We start from the raw sequence: 15961 nt of genomic DNA, 5'->3' as shown, positions 1-15961 counted from the left end.
CGCAGTGAACCCGGCCGCCACGCCCGGGACGGAGGAGGGGGACGTCGACCGATGGGCCACCGTCCTGAGGCTCCTGCCGGGGCCGGGAGGAGAAAGCCTTGGCAGCGGCGTCCGGCCATCGGCGCCTGGATCTTCTCGGGCCTGTGCGTCCTCGGTCTCCTCGGGGTGGTCCTGACGGTCACGTACGGCTTGCGGCAGCCGGATGGGGCCGGGCAGGCACGGCAGCCGTGCTGCTGGGCGGAGAACGCCACACCCGAATGGGTGGCCAGGACGATGGGGGTCCAGGTGCCGGAGACGGCCACCGATCGGCGGGCCGGGCTCCACAGCAACGGGCAGTACGACGTCGCGCTGCTCGCCTTCACCGTCACGACCCCCGAGGCGGACCGGCTTGTGCGGCCGCTTCGAAGCGAGGGCTCCGAGATGGCCCTCAACCGGCATCCGGAGAAGCCTGGTTACACCCGCGTCGACGGCTTCACCCACCTCGGACTCCCCGAACCCGAGACCTTCGTCGAAGGCATGCGTACGGGCAGCATCTGCCCCCACGACGCCAAGACGCCCCAAAGCGAGTCCCTCAAGGTTGTGCGCGAACGTCTACGTACACGAATTCCAGACCGGCACCACCCGCATCTACTTCTGGGCCGGCAGCGAGGCTCCCTTCGAGAAGCCGACGGTCTGACCGGAACGTCGGTGCCGATGCCGCCGCATCGGGGACGGACGTCACCCGTGCGCCTCGCTTCTTCGTCGACATGATGCAGTCCGTCGCTGTGCGTGCCAGCGTGATCGGGAGGAATCCGTACCCGACACGTCAAGAGGAGTCGCCGTCATGGGCGGTAGGCAGGACAAGCGCAAGGAACCGGGCAAGGAACCGAGCAAGGGCCGCGAGGCTCAGGAGCACCATCGCCCCGGAGACCCGGCGCACTCCCAGCCCGGCAGGTCATCCCGCGAGCAGGCACAGAAGCAGGGACAGGGCCAGGGGCAGGGACGGGAGGAGACCTCGCGCCGCCGCGAGGACGACCTGCTGCGCGAGGAAGACCTGCACGACGAGACGCTCTGACCGGAGCACTACTCGCCCACAAGCCCGGAGCCCGGCCGATCCGCAGTCACCCCGGACGGGCTCCGTCCGAACCGTCGCGGCCGGAAAATACCTGGTCAGAACCTGCTTCCTGGACCTTCGACCGGAGTACGGTAGAGAGACCGGGAGTATTTCGCACACCCGCTCCGCTGCGGGACGTCGTTTCCGGCGATCACTGCACCGGACCGCTCGCGAACGGTCCGGGGACGGGTCCGCGATATGACCACCCTTTACCGCGCCGAGTCCCGGGTGCGTGCTCCCCTCGCCCCGGCTCGCCTCTCGCTCACGCCTCGGACCACTCTCGCGGGCCGGCTGGACGGCGCCTGGTGGCCCCGTGCCCGCGACCTCGAGACCGAGCTTCCCGCGCTGGCCGCCGCCCTGGCAGAGCCCTGGGGGCGCATCACGCGCGTCACTGTGAACCCCACGCGCTGGCCCGTCATCCCGCACACGATTCCCGTGACCGGACAGCAGACGCTGCACGTGGGCTGGTTCACCGAACAGGACCCCGACAGCCTGATCCTGCTCTCCTACACCGTCGGCCGCTGGGACCTCCTCGTCGTCCCGCCCGAGACCGAGCCCGCCGCCGCGGCCCGGCTGATGGCCTGCGCCGCGATCCCGGGCAGCGTCCTCGCCCCGAGCACCCTGATGGCCAACGAAGCCGCCATCGGGCGCGGCATCCGCGAGGCCCAGCGCCAGGAAGCCGGCTGGGAGAGCGAAGGCGGAGCCTGCATGTCCCCCTTCGGAACTCCGCTCGACCGGCGCACCCTCCCGCTGCCCGGCAACGGCTGGAGGTGAGCTCCGAATCCGCCACCCACTACGAAGGGAACACGCCCCCATGAAGTACATCGAGACCCAGACGCTGCCGTCGCTCGGGCAGGCCGAAGTACGGATCATCGCGCACACGCCCGAAGCCGCGCGAGCGGTCGCAGAAGCGCTGCGCGGCTGCTTCGCCGGCGCGGAACAGCGCAGCTATCCCGGCCTCGACGGCAACACCCGCCTCCACCTCACCGTGGACACGGCCACACCCGCCGGCCCCGTCCGCTCCTGGCTGGCCGCCAGCCGGACCCCCGTCGGCACCGGCGCCCACTCCGACGAGACCTGAGAAACCCCACAGCCCCCGGAGCCCACCCACACCCACGAAAGGACGCGGTCATGGCCACACTGCGCGAACGCAGGACCTACCGCGACGAGGTGCTCCGGGTCCTGTACGAAGCCGTCGAAGGCAACCGCCTCCTTGGCGTCACCGGAACACAGCTACGGCGCGACCTCCACGTACCTGAACAGGACCTGGCCGCCGCCTGCACCTACCTGGCGGGCGAAGGCCTGATCAGCGTCGACTGGGAACCGGGTAACACCCCGGCGATGGTCACCCTCACCCACGAAGGAATCCGCCGCATGGAGGCCGAAGAGGAAGAACACGGCTGAATCTCCCTGCACACGTGAAGGGCATGGCACGCACGTGGGTAGTACCCAGTCACACGGCTTCTCCGGTTCCGGTGGAGAGTGCGACGTGGCGCCATTGGTCGAGTTCACGTCGCACCAGATCCAGCTTCGCCTCGATGCGCTCCACCGCGTCCGCACCCAGCTGCAGGCGCAGCGGCGGATCGGCCGCCTCCGTGATGTCGACGACGGCTTTCGCGGCCTTCACCGGATCACCCGGCTGGCGGCCGTCGTTCGCGGCCAGCGCCTCGCGCACCGGACCCGCACCGGCGGCGTAGTCGGCGATGGAGGCCGGTTCGACCCGCATGCTCAGCTTGCTGAGGAAGTCGGTGCGGAACCCGCCCGGTTCCACGATCGTGACGCGGACACCGAGCGGGGCCAGCTCGCCGTGCAGCGCCTCGGAGATGCCCTCGAGGGCGAACTTCGACGCGCCGTACAGACCCACCGCCGGCGCGGTGGCGAAGCCTCCCACCGAGCCGATGTTCAGAACGTGTCCGGAGCGCTGGGCGCGCAACGTCGGCAGGGTCGCCCGCAACGTGTTGAGCACGCCGAAGACGTTGACGTCGAACAGTGCCCGGACGGCCGCGTCGGAGGTCTCCTCGATCGCGCCCACGAGGCCGTAACCGGCGTTGTTGGCCACGATGTCCAGCCTGCCGAACCTCGCCAGGCCGGCCTCCACCGCAGCCCTCAGCTGCTCCGGTTCGGTCACGTCCGCGTCCACCGCCAGCAGCCCGTCCGGCTCGTGCGGGTAGGCCCGTAGCACCGCTGACGCGTCCCTCGCCGTAGCGATCACGCTGTGCCCGCGGTCCAGCGCCTCCCGGGTTATCTCCGCGCCGAGCCCCCGCGATGCTCCGGTGACAAACCAAACGCTCATGATCTCCCCTGTTCCTATGCCCGGATGGGCCGATGGACCGATGGCCGATGGGCCGACATCTCGACGCTAGAACCTAGAGTCGTGTCTAGATCAACAGCTGCGTGAGGGAGGGGGCTCATGGACCTGAGCATCGGTGAGGTGGCACGACGCAGTGGGCTGAGCGTGCACGCGTTGCGGTTCTACGAGCGGGAGGGCCTGTTCGCCAACCCGGTGCGCCGCCTGTCCAACGGCCGCCGGATCTATCACGAGGAAGACCTGGAGTGGCTGGCCGTCTGCACGAAGCTTCGCTCCTCCGGCATGCCCCTGGCGATGATCCGGCAGTACGTCGAGCTGGCCCGCCGGGGCCCGGGCAACGAACACGAGCGCCTTCAGCTGCTGCGCCGGCACGAAAGCCACGTGGAGGCGCAGATCCGCGAACTGCAGGACACCCTGGCCGTGATGCGGCACAAGGTGCGGATCTACGAGGACCATGTCGCCCGCGGTGAAGCCGACCGGCTCTGGAACCCATCCCGCCCGGCCGCCGCCACGCAGGCCGACATCCCCCAGGAGTGCCATCCGCCGGCCAGCGCATGACCACCATCCAAAAGGCCGGCACCACATCTCCGTCGACCAGAAGTCCTGGGCGCCCGGCACGCTCGACTTCACGACGTCGCACTGGGGGTACAGCCCACTGAGTGTCTACTCGGAGGACTACGGCCTGATCGTCGTCTCGGACACCGAGGTGGGCATGTTCTGGAACTTCTCCGACTACTGAGAGGAGACCCCCACTGAACCAGGCCCACACAGGGGCGGTGGTCGGCGAGTGGTGGCGACCTGGACGGCTCGGTTCGGTGGTCCGCGCGAAGGGTGGGTCGTAGGTGGCACCGCTGCGGAGGGCGTCCAGGGCGGCCGCAGACACCTCGTCGTCACCAGCCAGCAGTCGTTCCAACTCGTCTCGCTCCATAGCCACCCCCACCCGGATCCTGCGGTACAGCAGCGCAGTGGCGCAGTGGCGCAGCAGCGCAGTGGCGCAACCAGAGCAGCCACCCCGTCGGGGGTGGTGCGCGCTCGCTTGCGGCGGGGGGTTGGCGTGTGGCTTGGGTCACATTTTGGGGGTGGGGCCTCACACTCCGGGGGGCTGAATCGCTCGGAGTCCGGAACGCATCCGTGACGGGAGACCCTCCATGTCCTATAGCCCGCCCGCCCGACCGCCCGACCCACCGGCCGTCCTGTGCGGAGGGAGCCGCCTTGAGCCGCTGTTCGTCGGCGGCGTGCGCCGTGCCGGTCTCGTCCTCGATCTCGCTCCGGACGGGAATCAGGTGCGCGGGAACCGCGCCGTCGCCGATCCCGACGCGTTCGCCCACGTCGACTGAACACTGAGGAATCAACATGATGCGAAGACTGGCTTCGTTGCCCGGTGGAAGAGTGGGGAAGTGGGTCGTCCTCGCGGTCTGGGCGGCCCTGCTGATCCCGGTTCTGATGCTGGCCGGGCAGCTCGGCGACGTCGAGAAGAACGACAATTCGGCCTGGCTGCCCGGGAATTCGGAGGCCACCCAGGTCGTCGCCCGGGCCGAGGGCTTCCAGCGCGCCGATACCGTGCCCGCGATCGTGGTCTACGACCGGCCCGAGGGCGTCACAGCCGCCGACATGGCCGAGGCACGGGCCGACAGCGAGGTCTTCAAGGGCATGGAGGGCGTCGTGGGGCCGCCTCAGGGGCCCTTGAAGGCCCAGGACGGCAAGGCCATCCAGACCGTGGTGCAGGTCCGCAAGGACAAGACGGGCTGGGAAGGGATCGGAAAGACCGTCGACGCGATGACCGAGGTGGGTCGGGCGAACGCCAACGGGCTCGGCTTCCACGTCACCGGGCCGGCCGGTCACGCGTCCGACTCGATCAAGGCGTTCAGCGGAGGGGGCGCCCTGACCACGATCACCGCATTGGTGGTCGTCGTGATGCTGCTGCTCACCTACCGCAGCCCGTTGCTGCCCCTGCTGCCGCTGCTGACCGTGGGCGTCGCCCTGGTCACGTCGGAGGCGGTGATCTACCTGTTGGCGAAGAACGCCGGCCTCGTCGTCAACAAGCAGACCAGTTTCATCCTGACGGTATTGGTGTTCGGCGCCGCCACCGACTACGCGCTCCTGCTCATCTCGCGCTACCGGGAGGAGTTGCTGCGGCACGAGGACCGGCACGAGGCGATGGCGGAGGCCCTGTACCGCGCCGGTCCCGCGATCATCGCCAGCGCCGCGACCGTAGCGGTCAGCCTGATGCTGCTGACGCTGGCCACCCTCAGCTCCACGCAGGGGCTCGGGCCCGCCTGCGCCGTCGGCATCCTCGTCGGGCTGCTCGCCATGGTCACCCTGATGCCGGCCCTGCTGGTCGTCTGCGGCCGCTGGATCTTCTGGCCGGTGAAGCCGTCGTACGGGTCCGCGGAGGCGACCGGGGAGGGCATCTGGAACCGGGTCGGCGCCACTGTCTCGCGCCGGCCGCGGATCGTGTGGATCGGCACCACGCTCGTCCTCGGCGCCATGGCGATCGGGGTGTTGGGGCTCAAGGCCGACGGGCTTTCCAACAAGGACCAGTTCACCGGCACGCCGCAGACGGCCGTCGGCGAGAGGATCCAGTCCGAGCACTTCCCGGCCGGGGCGGGCGACCCCGTCCTCGTCGTGGCCGGAGCCGCCTCGGCGGAGCAGGTGAGGACCGCGCTGTCCGGCGTACCGGGAGTCGTCGGTGTCTCCGAGCCGATGGTCAAGGACGGCGAGGCCATCATGCTCGGGGAGCTCGAGGACGACCCCAGCAGCAGGGCCGCGATACGCACCGTCGAGAAGGCCAGGATCGCGGTCCACGGGATCGAGGGCGCGGACGCCCAGGTCGGCGGCAGCACGGCGATCATGCTCGACACGCACGAAGCGGCCGCCCGTGACTCCAGGGTGATCATCCCCATCGTGCTGGTGGTGGTGCTCCTCATCCTCGCGCTGCTGCTGCGGGCGGTCGTCGCACCGCTGTTGCTCATGGCGACGGTGGTGCTGTCGTTCGGAGCGGCCCTCGGTGTGAGCAGTCTGGTGTTCAACCACGTGTTCCACTTCGCCGGCGCGGAAGCCTCCTTCCCGCTCCTGACGTTCGTGTTCCTGGTCGCCCTCGGCATCGACTACAACATCTTCCTGGTCACCCGGGTACGCGAGGTGGCGCTGCTGCACGGCACGCGGCGCGGCGCGCTGCTGGGTCTGTCCACCACCGGGGGTGTGATCACCTCAGCGGGTCTGGTGCTGGCGGGCACCTTCGCGGCGATGGCCTCGCTGCCGCTGGTGTTCGCGGCCGAGCTCGGGTTCGCGGTGGCGTTCGGCGTGCTGCTGGACACCATGATCGTCCGGTCGGTTCTGGTCACCGCGCTGACCCTGGACGTGGGTCGATGGATGTGGTGGCCCAGCAGGCTGTTCAGGGACCACGACGTCCCCCGGCCGTCGGCGGCGGCCGAGCCCGACCTCGAACCCGCCCTCAGAGGCGTGTGACGGCCTTCCGTCGCGGCTAGGGGTGTCTCTTACAAGAAGGCCCAGGTCAGCGACCTGGGCCTTCTTCGATCTAAGCCGTCTGGCGGCGAACGGTGCGGCGGTAGCCCTGGACGAGGGCCACCGTCGCGGCCGTCAGCGCGATCGCGGCGAGTTGGGGTCCGTAGGAGATTTCCATGAGGCCCGCGGCGCCCGGGTGCGACCGGACCTCGATGGAGCCTTCGGGGACGGTGTCCTCCAGCAGCCCGTACGCCCAGGCCAGGACCGCCGCGCCGGCCGCGCCCGCTGCCAGCAGGGCCCCGGTGCTCATGCCCGAGCGGCGGCCGGCCTGCCACCAGCCGCGCACCGTCGCCAGCGCCCCGATGACCAGCGCGATGCCGAGCGCACCGGCCGCGGCCATCCAGGACCCGGCGGTGACCGCGCCCAGCATCGAAGCGGCGAGGCTTGCGGATCCCCGCCCCGTCAACGCCTCCATGGATCCCTGCGGCGGGGCCACGGCGCGTGCCAGCAGCCAAGCGACTGCGCCCAGGGCCGCCAGGCCGGCCGCGGCCCGTGCCCACAGGACCGCGGCGCCCCGGCGCCCGATTCGTGTCCCCATCCCGATCCCCCCGACTGCCTCGTTGCGGATGCCAACCTACCAACGGGTAGAGCCTCTGCCGCCTGTGATCTGCGTCCCGGGCACCGGGCCCTCCCGGGCACCGGGTGCCGGTATGAAGAATTCATACCGGGAACGTGAGGGTCGGCAACTGGTGACGGACCCGAGCGATCATGAAGACTCTGTTGCGGCAGAGAAAAGGCCCGCCGACCCGCGGGCCGCCGCTACAGGGGGAGACCGCTCATGAACGCCACCGCACTGCTCACACTTCCGGTTCAGGCCGACGCCGAATGCGGCATCGTCATCGAGGACCTGGACGCGCTGGGCCCGGACGCGGTCGCGATGCTGACCTTCTGCGTCCGCCAGAACGAGCTGCCGGCCCACACCGCGAGGACGGCCGGGATCGCGGCATGACGGACGGGGGGACGGCGGAAGCGCCGCTCGGGTTCAAGCGGCACCTGCGGCTGACGGTCGTACCGGACGAGGCCGCCTATCTGGTCTCGCCCCGAGCGGTGACCGCCCTGCGCGGCCGGCCGGCCGAGGTGCTGGCGCCGCTGCTCGACGGAAGCCGGACCTGCGCCCAGATCCTCGACGAGGCGGCGGCGGAACTGCCCCGGGAACAGGCCGTGCCGGCCCTGCGCAGCCTCGTGGCCGGCGGTCTCGTACGCACCGTCGCCGCGCCCGCGGCGGACCCGGCGGACCCGGTGGCCAGGGCGGCCGGGGCGGCCGGGGCGGCCGGGGCGGCCGAGGCGTACTGGGACCTCGCCGGCCTCGACGGCGGCCGGGCCGGCGAGGAGCTGGCCCAGGGCTGCGTGCAGGTGGTCGCACTGGCCGGAACGGACGCCGGGGAGGCCGAAGAGGCCTGCCGCCGCTCGGGGATCCGGGTGGCGGGCGACGGCGAGGCGGCGGCGCTCTCGCTGGTCCTGTGCGCCGACTACCTCGACCCGGAGCTCGCCGAGGTGGACGCCCGGCACCGGGCGGCGGGCCGTCCCTGGCTGCTGGCCAGGCCGGTCGGCGCCGAGCCGTGGACGGGGCCGGTCTTCCAGCCGGGGCAGGGGGCCTGCTGGCACTGCCTGCGCACCCGGCTGCAAGGGCACCGGCGTTCCGAACTGCCCCTGCAGCAGGCGCTCGGGGTGACGGGACCGCTCGCACGGGCCGAGGCCTCGCTGGAAGCCGGACGGGCCATCGGCCTGCACACCGCCGTCCTGGAGGCCGCCAAGTGGCTGGCCGGGTTCCGGCACGAGGGACAGGGCGCGGTCCACACCCTCGACACGCTCACCCTGCGCGGCGGCCCGCACCCGGTCACGCGCAGGCCGCAGTGCCCCGAGTGCGGTGACGGAGGACTGGTGGCGGCCCGGGTGCGCCGCCCGGTCGAACTGTCCTCGCAGCCGAAGAACCGGCTGCCGGGCAACGGACACCGGGTGCTGACCCCGGAGCAGATGCTCGCCCGGTACGGGCACCTGATCGATCCGGTGACGGGCATCGTCAAGGACGTGCGCCGTGACCCGCGCTGCCCCGCCTTCGTGCACAGCTACGTGTCGGGGCACAACCTGGCGCTCGCCCCGGAAACCCTCGGCGGTCTGCGGGCGGGACTGCGCGCCCTGTCGGGCGGCAAGGGCCTCAACCCCGAGGAGGCGAGGGTCGGCGCCCTGTGCGAGGCCGTGGAGCGGTACTCCGGTTCCTGGCAGGGTGACGAGCCCTCGCTGCGCGCCCGTTACCGGGAGCTGGGCCCGGTGGCCGTGCACCCGTCGGAGATCCAGCTCTACGACGAACGGCAGTACCGGGACCGGGAGGTGTGGAACGCCGCGCACTCCGCCTTCCACCACGTCCCGGCGCCCTTCGACGAGGACGAGCTGGTGGACTGGACCCCCGTCTGGTCCCTGACCGCGGAACGCCAGCGCCTGGTGCCGACCTCCCTCCTCTACTTCTCGGCCGGCGCGGGCCGGCCGGGGACGCCACGGGCCGACTCGAACGGCAACGCGGCGGGCGGCACCCTGGAGGACGCGATCCTCCAGGGGTTCCTGGAGTTGGTGGAACGCGACGCGGTCGCGCTCTGGTGGTACAACCGCACCCGGCAGCCCGCGGTGGACCTGGACGCCTTCGGCGAGGACCAGCCCTGGCTGGGCCCGCTGCGCGAGGAGTACCGCTCCATCGGGCGCGAGGTCTGGGTCCTGGACCTGACGGCCGACCTGGGCATCCCCGTGATGGCGGCGCTGTCCCGACGGACCGACAAGCCGGCCGAGGACGTGCTCTTCGGTTTCGGCGCGCACCTCGACCCGGGCGTGGCACTGCGCAGGGCGATGACGGAGATGGGCCAGTTGCTGCCCGCCGTCGCGGACGCCAGGGCCGACGGCAGCGGGTACGCCCTCAAGGAAGAGGAGCCGTACACCTGGTGGACCACCGAGACGGTGGCCCGTCAGCCGTACCTGCTGCCGGACGGGACGCGGCCCGCCCGGCGGCCCGGCGGCTGGGAACACCCGCCGCGGACGGACATCAGGGACGACCTGGACGCCATGGTCGAACTGACCCGGCGCCACGGCCTTGAGGTGCTGGTCCTCGACCAGACGCGGCCCGACATCGGGTTGCCGGTGGCCAAGGTGATCGTGCCGGGACTGCGGCACTTCTGGGCCCGGTTCGGCCCCGGACGGCTGTACGACGTACCGGTGGCGCTGGGGCGGCTGGAGACGCCGACCGGCTTCGCCGACCTCAATCCGATTCCGCTGTTCGTGTAGTCCCGGCCCGTCGAGGAGTGGCTGGTCAGATCGGGTGGACGGCGGTCCGGCAGAGGCGTTCCGCTTGGCCTTCCGTTTATTTCCGCGGACGGTACTCATATCGTATGCTCCGGTCCGGAATGCGGACTGGGCAGCGAGGGGGCCGGGAATGAACGACGACCACAGCGCCTCCCAAGCACCCCGGACACCGCAGAGGCTGGCCGACGCCGCCGAGAGCATGGCTCCCAGACTGGCCCGCGCCATGCTCTACGCGATCCTCGCGTCCTACCTGCTGATCACCCTGCTCAACATCCTGAGCGAGAGCCTCAGCATCCTCGCCGTGCTCGCCAGCATGGCCGGGGTCCTCGGAGTCTTCGCACTCCAACTCCTGCACTCCTCACCGGACACCCGCCGCGCCCCGCTGCGCCGCAGGATCGTTCCGCTCGCCGTGCAGGCGGCGCTGACCTTCCTGCCGCTCATGGTCCTCCACTGGCAGTGGGGCAGCATGGGCGGCTTCTTCGCGGCCTCCTGCCTGCTGCTGCTCCCCACCCGGATCGGCTGGGCGCTGTTCGGCCTGACCGGCGTGCTGATGATGCTCTACGCCGGCTTCGCCGGGCTGCCGGTCGCCGACATCATCTACATGGGCCAGTCCACCTGGCTCACCGGCATCGTGGTGTACGGCATCTCCCGGCTGACCGAACTCGTCGTCGTGGTCCACGAGACCCGCAGCGAGCTGGCCCGGCTCGCCGTGACCAACGAACGGCTGCGCTTCGCCCGCGATCTGCACGACCTGCTCGGGTACAGCCTCTCCGCGATCTCGCTGCGCAGCGAACTGATCCGCAGGCTGCTCCCGGCCAGCCCGGAGCGCGCCCGCGAGGAGGTCTCCGAGGTGCTCGACATCTCCCGTCAGGCGCTCGCGGACGTCCGGCTGGTGGCCAGCGGCTACCGGGACATGTCGCTGGTGCAGGAGTGCGCCTCCGCGCGGGAGGTGCTGCGGGCCGCCGAGGTCGATGCGAGCCTGACCGTCTCCGTCGGCGAGCTGCCGCCCGCGGTGGACACCGTACTGGCGACCGTGCTGCGGGAGGGGATGACCAACCTGCTCCGGCACAGCCGGGTACGCAGCTGCGTCATCGAGGCCGTCCAGCGGGACGGCTCCGTCCGGCTGTCGGTGGTCAACGACGGCGTCGAGGCGGGGGTCCGCGAGGTCGATCCGCACGGCGGCAGCGGGCTGGGCAACCTGGGCCAGCGGGTCCGGGCCATGGGGGGCGAGCTCACCTTCGGCCTGTGTCCCGACGGCCGCTTCCAGCTGATCGCCACGGTGCCCGCCGAGCCCGCTCCGGCGTCCCCGGGGCCGGAACTCCAGCCGCTGAAGGTGCTGCGCAGGCTGTCGCGAAGGATGGCCGCCTGATGGCCGTACCCGGTACGCCCCCCGAGAAGCCCGTGACGTCCGAGACCTCCGAAGCGCCCGAGTCGCCCGTGGTGCGGATCCTGCTCGCCGAGGACGTGCACATCGTCCGCGGCGCACTGGTCGCGCTGCTCGGGTTGGAACCCGACTTCGAGGTGGTCGCGGACGTCGCCCGCGGCGACGCGATCCTGCCCGCCGCCCTGCTGCACAAGCCCGACGTGGCGCTGCTCGACGTCGACCTGCCAGGCCTCGACGGACTGGCCGCGGCCGCGCAGCTCGCCGCGCAACTGCCCTCCTGCCGCACGCTGATGCTCACCAGCCTCGGGCAGCCCGGCACCCTGCGCCGCGCCCTGGACGCCCAGGTGTCGGGCTACATGCTCAAGGACGCCCGGCCGGAGCAACTGGCCGCCGCGGTGCGGTCGGTGGCGGCCGGGCAGCGGGTGATCGACCCGCAGCTGGCGATGTCGGTCTGGGAGAGCCTGGAGTGCCCGCTCACCGCGCGCGAGACCGAGGTGCTGCAGCTGGCCTCCCCGGGCGCACGGGTCGCGGAGATCGCGCGGGCCCTGCACCTGTCGGAGGGCACCGTCCGCAACTACCTGACGTCGATCGTGGTCAAGGTCGGCGGCCGCAACCGCATAGACGCGATCCGGATCTCCCGCGAGGCGGGCTGGATCTCCTGACGGGCCCGGCGGTACGGGTCCCAGGGCTCGGGGCAGAGACGGCCTAGAGCCAGCCGCGTTCGCGGGCCGCCCTGGCGGCCTGGACGCGGGTCCGGCTGCCGGTCTTCGCGATCGCCGCGGAGAGGTGGTTGCGGACCGTGCCGTGTGCCACGTGGAGCCTGGCGGCGACTTCGGAGAGCGGGGCACCGGACTCCGCGGCCTCCAGCACCTCGCGTTCGCGGGGAGTCAGCGGATTGGGAACGGCGGTCAGGGCCGTCAGGGCCACCGTGGCGTCGATCACCCGCCGACCGGCCGCCACCTGGCGGATGGTCTTCACGATCTCCTGGACCTCGGTGTCCTTGGCGAGGAATCCGTCGGCCTGGACCGCCAGGGCGCGGGTGAGGTACCCGGGCTGTCCGAAGGAGGTCAGGAGGATCACCCGGCACTGCGGGAGGTTCTGCTTGACCCAGGCGGTCACCGCGAGGCCGTCCTGCCCCGGCATGTCGATGTCGAGCAGGGCCACGTCGGGCCGGTGCCGCTGGATGGCGGCGACCGCCTTGTCGCCGTCGCGGGCCAGGGCGAGGACGGATATGTCCTCCTCCTGGTCGAGCAGCTGGCCGAGGGCATCGGCGATGACCCGCTGATCGTCCGCGAGCACGACGGTGATCACCGAATGTCTTCCTCTCGTCGGGGCGGCCCGGAGGCCGGGGCGAAGGCGGTGGGCCCCCGGCCGGTGGACCCGGGGCCGATGGGCGCCTCGGCGACGACCTCGAAGTCCGTGCCGGAGTACTCGATTCGGAGCGTCCCGCCCAGCACTGACACCTGGGTCAGCATACTGGGCAGTCCGCTGCCCGCACCGTGCCCGACCGGTGCTTCCGGGCGGGCCCGCGGGGCCCCGTTGTTGGCGATCGCCAGCCGGACCCCGTAGGCGGTGACGCCCACCGTGATCCGCACCCGATCGGCGGTGCTGTGCCGCAGGATGTTGGCGGTGCACTCGCGCAGCACCCATCCCAGCGCGTCGGACACCCGTGGCTCCAGGGCGTCCAGGACGGCCCGTAAGGCCGGTGCGTCGGCCGCGTCCGGGCCGTGGGGCGGCTCCGGCGTCATCCGGCTGTCGACCTCGATGCCCACCGCGCGCAGGGTGGTGACCGTACGGTCGAGCGCCGCCCCGAGGCGGACCTGGCGGTAGCCGGGGGCCGCGAACCGCACCTCGTGCAGGATCACCCGCAGGTCCCTCTCCAGCCCCGGTAACTCCGCGCTCCGGGCCGGGTCCGCGGCGGCCCGGTCCCGGGCGGGTCCGAGACGGCCCGCCAGCGCGGCGAGCCGGTCCCCCACCGGGTCGGCCACCGGGGCCGGCCGCAGGCGCCACGGGGCGTACCAGGCCACCGTTACCGCTTCCGGGCGGCCCGGCGGAACGCTGCCAGCGCGAGGGCCCCGAACGCCGCGGTCCAGGCCGCGAAGACGACCGGGGTCTGCCAGCCGGGCATCCCGCCGGCGATCAGGGTGCGTCCCGAGTCGGCGATCTGGAAGGAGGGCGTGAGCGTGGTCAGCTTCGCGACCCAGGCGGGCAGGATCTCGGTGGGCAGCCACAGGCCGCCGAGCAGGGCGAAGAACATCAGCGCGATCATGCTGGCCGCGTACGAGGTCTCGCCGCTGGTCAGCAGGCCGATCACCACGCCCAGCGCGCTGAAGGCGAAGGATCCGACGGCCACGACCGCGAGGGCCAGGGCCCAGCGGGCCGGCGGCAGGTGAACTCCGTTGACCAGGGCGCTGGTCACGAACACCGCGATGACGGCCGGGACGCCGACCGAAACCGCCGACAGGAGCTTGCCCAGCACCACCTGCGCGGAGGTCAGGGGGGTCAGGGTCAGCTGCTGGAACCAGCCGCTGCCGCGTTCCTGGGAGAGCCGGTGGCCGGCGGTCGAGAGGCAGGCGGACACCGTGGCGAAGGCCGCCATGTTCATCATGTAGTTCGAGGCGAAGTCGGCCGCCGAAGTATCGCCGATCCGGCCCTTGTTGAGCTGGACGAACACGATGTTCATCATGACCGGCATCAGCAGGGTCATCACGAGGAACCGGGGGTTGCGCAGGGTGCGGCGCACCTCGAAGAGCAGGTAGGAAACCATCGGGGACTGAGCCTCCGTGAGGGGTGGGGACCGGGGGGAAACGGGGCCGGAAGAGCGGCGTGCGTGGGGGGAGGGGGAAGGGCGGTCAGAGGCCGGCCGAGGCCACCACGGACAGGTAGGCCTCTTCCAGGTCCACCGCCTGGACCTGGAGGTCGGAGGCGTCCGGCACCTGGACCACCAGGGCGCGGACCGTCGCGTCGGGGTCGACGGTGGTCAGCTTCAGGCCGTCGGCCTCCTCGCTGCACCCGGTCACGCCGGGCAGGGCGAGCAGTTCGGCCGGGGGGACCGGCCGGGCGGAGCGGAACCGGACGGTGGATCCGCCGGAGCGGCGGCGCAGCTCCTGCGGGGTCTCGTCGGCGATCGTGCGGCCGCCGGCGATGACCACGACGCGGTCCGCGGCCTGTTCCACCTCGCTCATGTGGTGGGTGGAGAAGAGGACCGACCGGCCGTCCGCCGCCGCGGCCCGGACCTGCGCCCAGAACGACTGCCGGGAGGCCACGTCCATCTCGTTGGTGGGCTCGTCCAGGATCAGCAGCTGCGGCCGGCCGACCAGCGTCAGCCCGAACCGCACCCGCTGGCGCTGGCCACCGGACAGCTTCTCGACCCGGCGGCCCGCGATGTCCTCCAGCGAGGCGGCGGCGAGCACCTGCGCCAGCGGCATCGGGTCGCGGTGCAGCGAGGCGACGAAGGAGATCAGCTCCTTGACCGACACCTGCTCGGCGAGCCCCGCGGTCTGCAGCATCGCACCGACGCGGCCCGCCTCCAGCGCGCCGCGGGGCGTGGAGCCGAACACCCGGACCGAGCCGGTGCTCGGCTCGATCAGGTCGAGCAGGGTGCCGATCAGGGTGGACTTGCCCGCGCCGTTCGGGCCGAGCAGCGCGACGATCTCGCCGGGGCGCACCTGGAAGTCGACACCGTCCACGGCGTTGACGTCTCCACCCGGATAACGGACCTCAAGGCCGCGGACGTCCACCGCGAGAATTCCCGCGTTTTCATCCGGCGATGTGCTCGTGCGTTCCGTTTCCATCAATGTCACTCTCCTGCTCCGTTCTGCGCGTGGGGGCGAATCCGAGCCTATTCCGGTGAAAGTGGAGTTGCCCAGGGTCGCTTGTGACGACTGCCTCGTGACAGTTGTCATGGGTCGGCGCGGATTGGCCTGAAATTCCTCGCGAAAAGCGGTTTCGGCAGCCCTTTTGCCGCTCTTGCGTGACAGCTGTCATGGCACGTGGGTGACTTGTGGATGGCCTGTCACCGGGCCCCTCTGACAATTGTCATCGGAATTCGAAGATTTATTGACGGGACATCGTCAGGAGTGCGAGAAATGAGTCACCGGCCGAACGGGACGAACGAATCCGAAAAAGGCCGGCCCGTGCGCTGAGAAACCACTTCAGCGAATCACCGAAAGAGGAAACACCATGGCGAACAACATCGACGCGGCCGCCGGCATCGACTTCGACGGCCTGGACCTGGAGGTCCTGGAGGTCGGAGAGGTCCGCGACGCCGTGCAGCTCCCGGAGACCGGCGCCTCCTCCGGCAGCAGCAGCTGCGACTCGCACTCCACCTGCGGCTCCACCTCCACCTGCTGCGTCTGATCCTCCT

The 15961-nt window shown here is 71.3% G+C and carries 19 protein-coding genes; 13 read left to right on the top strand and 6 right to left on the bottom strand.

The genetic code is table 11. The features are described 5' to 3' along the window. The first annotated feature begins 285 nt into the window (after positions 1–285). The 5 genes from AC3IYJ_RS20970 to AC3IYJ_RS20950 all read left to right on the top strand — a co-directional run bounded on the left by AC3IYJ_RS20970 (position 286) and on the right by AC3IYJ_RS20950 (position 2497). Entirely contained in the window at positions 286–750 is a 465-nt protein-coding gene (locus AC3IYJ_RS20970; protein ID WP_489396322.1) for a hypothetical protein, read from the top strand. A 73-nt stretch (positions 751–823) separates the two neighbouring features. Next, positions 824–1054 (top strand): hypothetical protein, encoded by a 231-nt coding sequence (locus AC3IYJ_RS20965; RefSeq protein WP_489396321.1) that lies wholly within the window; start codon positions 824–826, stop codon positions 1052–1054. Between the two features lie 237 nt (positions 1055–1291). Continuing rightward, positions 1292–1867, top strand: coding sequence for a DUF5994 family protein (locus AC3IYJ_RS20960; protein ID WP_489396320.1), 576 nt, complete (start codon positions 1292–1294; stop codon positions 1865–1867). 40 nt (positions 1868–1907) lie between these two features. Then, a complete protein-coding gene (locus tag AC3IYJ_RS20955; RefSeq protein WP_489396319.1) occupies positions 1908–2174 on the top strand; it encodes a hypothetical protein in 267 nt (88 codons plus the stop codon). 50 nt (positions 2175–2224) lie between these two features. Further along, a complete protein-coding gene (locus AC3IYJ_RS20950; RefSeq protein WP_489396318.1) occupies positions 2225–2497 on the top strand; it encodes a hypothetical protein in 273 nt (90 codons plus the stop codon). Positions 2498–2546: 49 nt separating this feature from the next. Here the strand turns inward: AC3IYJ_RS20950 and AC3IYJ_RS20945 are convergent, their stop codons facing one another. Next, positions 2547–3386, bottom strand: coding sequence for an oxidoreductase (locus AC3IYJ_RS20945; protein ID WP_489396317.1), 840 nt, complete (start codon positions 3384–3386; stop codon positions 2547–2549). A gap of 117 nt (positions 3387–3503) precedes the next feature. Here AC3IYJ_RS20945 and AC3IYJ_RS20940 point away from each other — a divergent pair, with 117 nt between their 5' ends. The 3 genes from AC3IYJ_RS20940 (at position 3504) to AC3IYJ_RS20930 (ending at position 6869) form a co-directional block, all read left to right on the top strand. Further along, positions 3504–3959 (top strand): MerR family transcriptional regulator, encoded by a 456-nt coding sequence (locus tag AC3IYJ_RS20940; RefSeq protein ID WP_489396316.1) that lies wholly within the window; start codon positions 3504–3506, stop codon positions 3957–3959. Positions 3960–4549: 590 nt separating this feature from the next. After that, positions 4550–4738, top strand: coding sequence for a hypothetical protein (locus AC3IYJ_RS20935; protein ID WP_489396315.1), 189 nt, complete (start codon positions 4550–4552; stop codon positions 4736–4738). A gap of 16 nt (positions 4739–4754) precedes the next feature. Beyond that, positions 4755–6869: an MMPL family transporter gene (locus AC3IYJ_RS20930; RefSeq protein WP_489396314.1), complete on the top strand. Its 2115-nt coding sequence runs from the start codon at positions 4755–4757 to the stop codon at positions 6867–6869. A gap of 70 nt (positions 6870–6939) precedes the next feature. Here AC3IYJ_RS20930 and AC3IYJ_RS20925 read toward each other — a convergent pair whose 3' ends face one another. Continuing rightward, positions 6940–7464, bottom strand: a complete 525-nt coding sequence (locus tag AC3IYJ_RS20925) for a hypothetical protein (protein WP_489396313.1) — start codon at positions 7462–7464, stop codon at positions 6940–6942. 240 nt (positions 7465–7704) lie between these two features. Between AC3IYJ_RS20925 and AC3IYJ_RS20920 the strand changes: the two genes are divergently transcribed. From AC3IYJ_RS20920 to AC3IYJ_RS20905, 4 genes are all read left to right on the top strand, one after another. Then, positions 7705–7875, top strand: coding sequence for a hypothetical protein (locus AC3IYJ_RS20920; RefSeq protein ID WP_489396312.1), 171 nt, complete (start codon positions 7705–7707; stop codon positions 7873–7875). Then, positions 7872–10193, top strand: a complete 2322-nt coding sequence (locus AC3IYJ_RS20915) for a TOMM precursor leader peptide-binding protein (protein ID WP_489396311.1) — start codon at positions 7872–7874, stop codon at positions 10191–10193. Before AC3IYJ_RS20920 ends, AC3IYJ_RS20915 begins: the two co-directional genes overlap by 4 nt. A gap of 148 nt (positions 10194–10341) precedes the next feature. Continuing rightward, positions 10342–11580: a sensor histidine kinase gene (locus tag AC3IYJ_RS20910; RefSeq protein WP_489396310.1), complete on the top strand. Its 1239-nt coding sequence runs from the start codon at positions 10342–10344 to the stop codon at positions 11578–11580. Between the two features lie 68 nt (positions 11581–11648). Next, the gene (locus AC3IYJ_RS20905) at positions 11649–12257 is read left to right on the top strand and encodes a response regulator transcription factor (RefSeq protein ID WP_489402875.1); all 609 of its coding nucleotides are present in this window, start codon (positions 11649–11651) and stop codon (positions 12255–12257) included. 43 nt (positions 12258–12300) lie between these two features. On the opposite strand, the gene AC3IYJ_RS20900 is transcribed toward AC3IYJ_RS20905, so the two are convergent. The 4 genes from AC3IYJ_RS20900 to AC3IYJ_RS20885 form a co-directional block, all read right to left on the bottom strand. Further along, entirely contained in the window at positions 12301–12906 is a 606-nt protein-coding gene (locus tag AC3IYJ_RS20900; protein WP_489396309.1) for a response regulator, read from the bottom strand. After that, complete coding sequence (locus AC3IYJ_RS20895; protein WP_489396308.1) at positions 12903–13622, bottom strand: sensor histidine kinase; 720 nt, start codon at positions 13620–13622, stop codon at positions 12903–12905. The genes AC3IYJ_RS20900 and AC3IYJ_RS20895 overlap by 4 nt, the downstream gene beginning before the upstream one ends. Positions 13623–13624: 2 nt before the next feature. Continuing rightward, positions 13625–14362 carry an ABC transporter permease gene (locus AC3IYJ_RS20890; protein ID WP_489396307.1) on the bottom strand — a complete coding sequence of 246 codons (738 nt, stop codon included), beginning with the start codon at positions 14360–14362 and terminating at the stop codon, positions 13625–13627. An 85-nt stretch (positions 14363–14447) separates the two neighbouring features. Beyond that, positions 14448–15389, bottom strand: a complete 942-nt coding sequence (locus AC3IYJ_RS20885) for an ABC transporter ATP-binding protein (RefSeq protein WP_489396306.1) — start codon at positions 15387–15389, stop codon at positions 14448–14450. 388 nt (positions 15390–15777) lie between these two features. On the opposite strand from AC3IYJ_RS20885, the gene AC3IYJ_RS20880 reads away from it, so the two are divergent. Next, positions 15778–15954: a thiazolylpeptide-type bacteriocin gene (locus AC3IYJ_RS20880; protein WP_489396305.1), complete on the top strand. Its 177-nt coding sequence runs from the start codon at positions 15778–15780 to the stop codon at positions 15952–15954. The last annotated feature ends 7 nt before the right edge of the window (positions 15955–15961 follow it).

This window comes from Streptomyces sp. GL_140, assembly GCF_057834465.1.
This window is presented reverse-complemented; position numbering and strand designations above follow the sequence as displayed.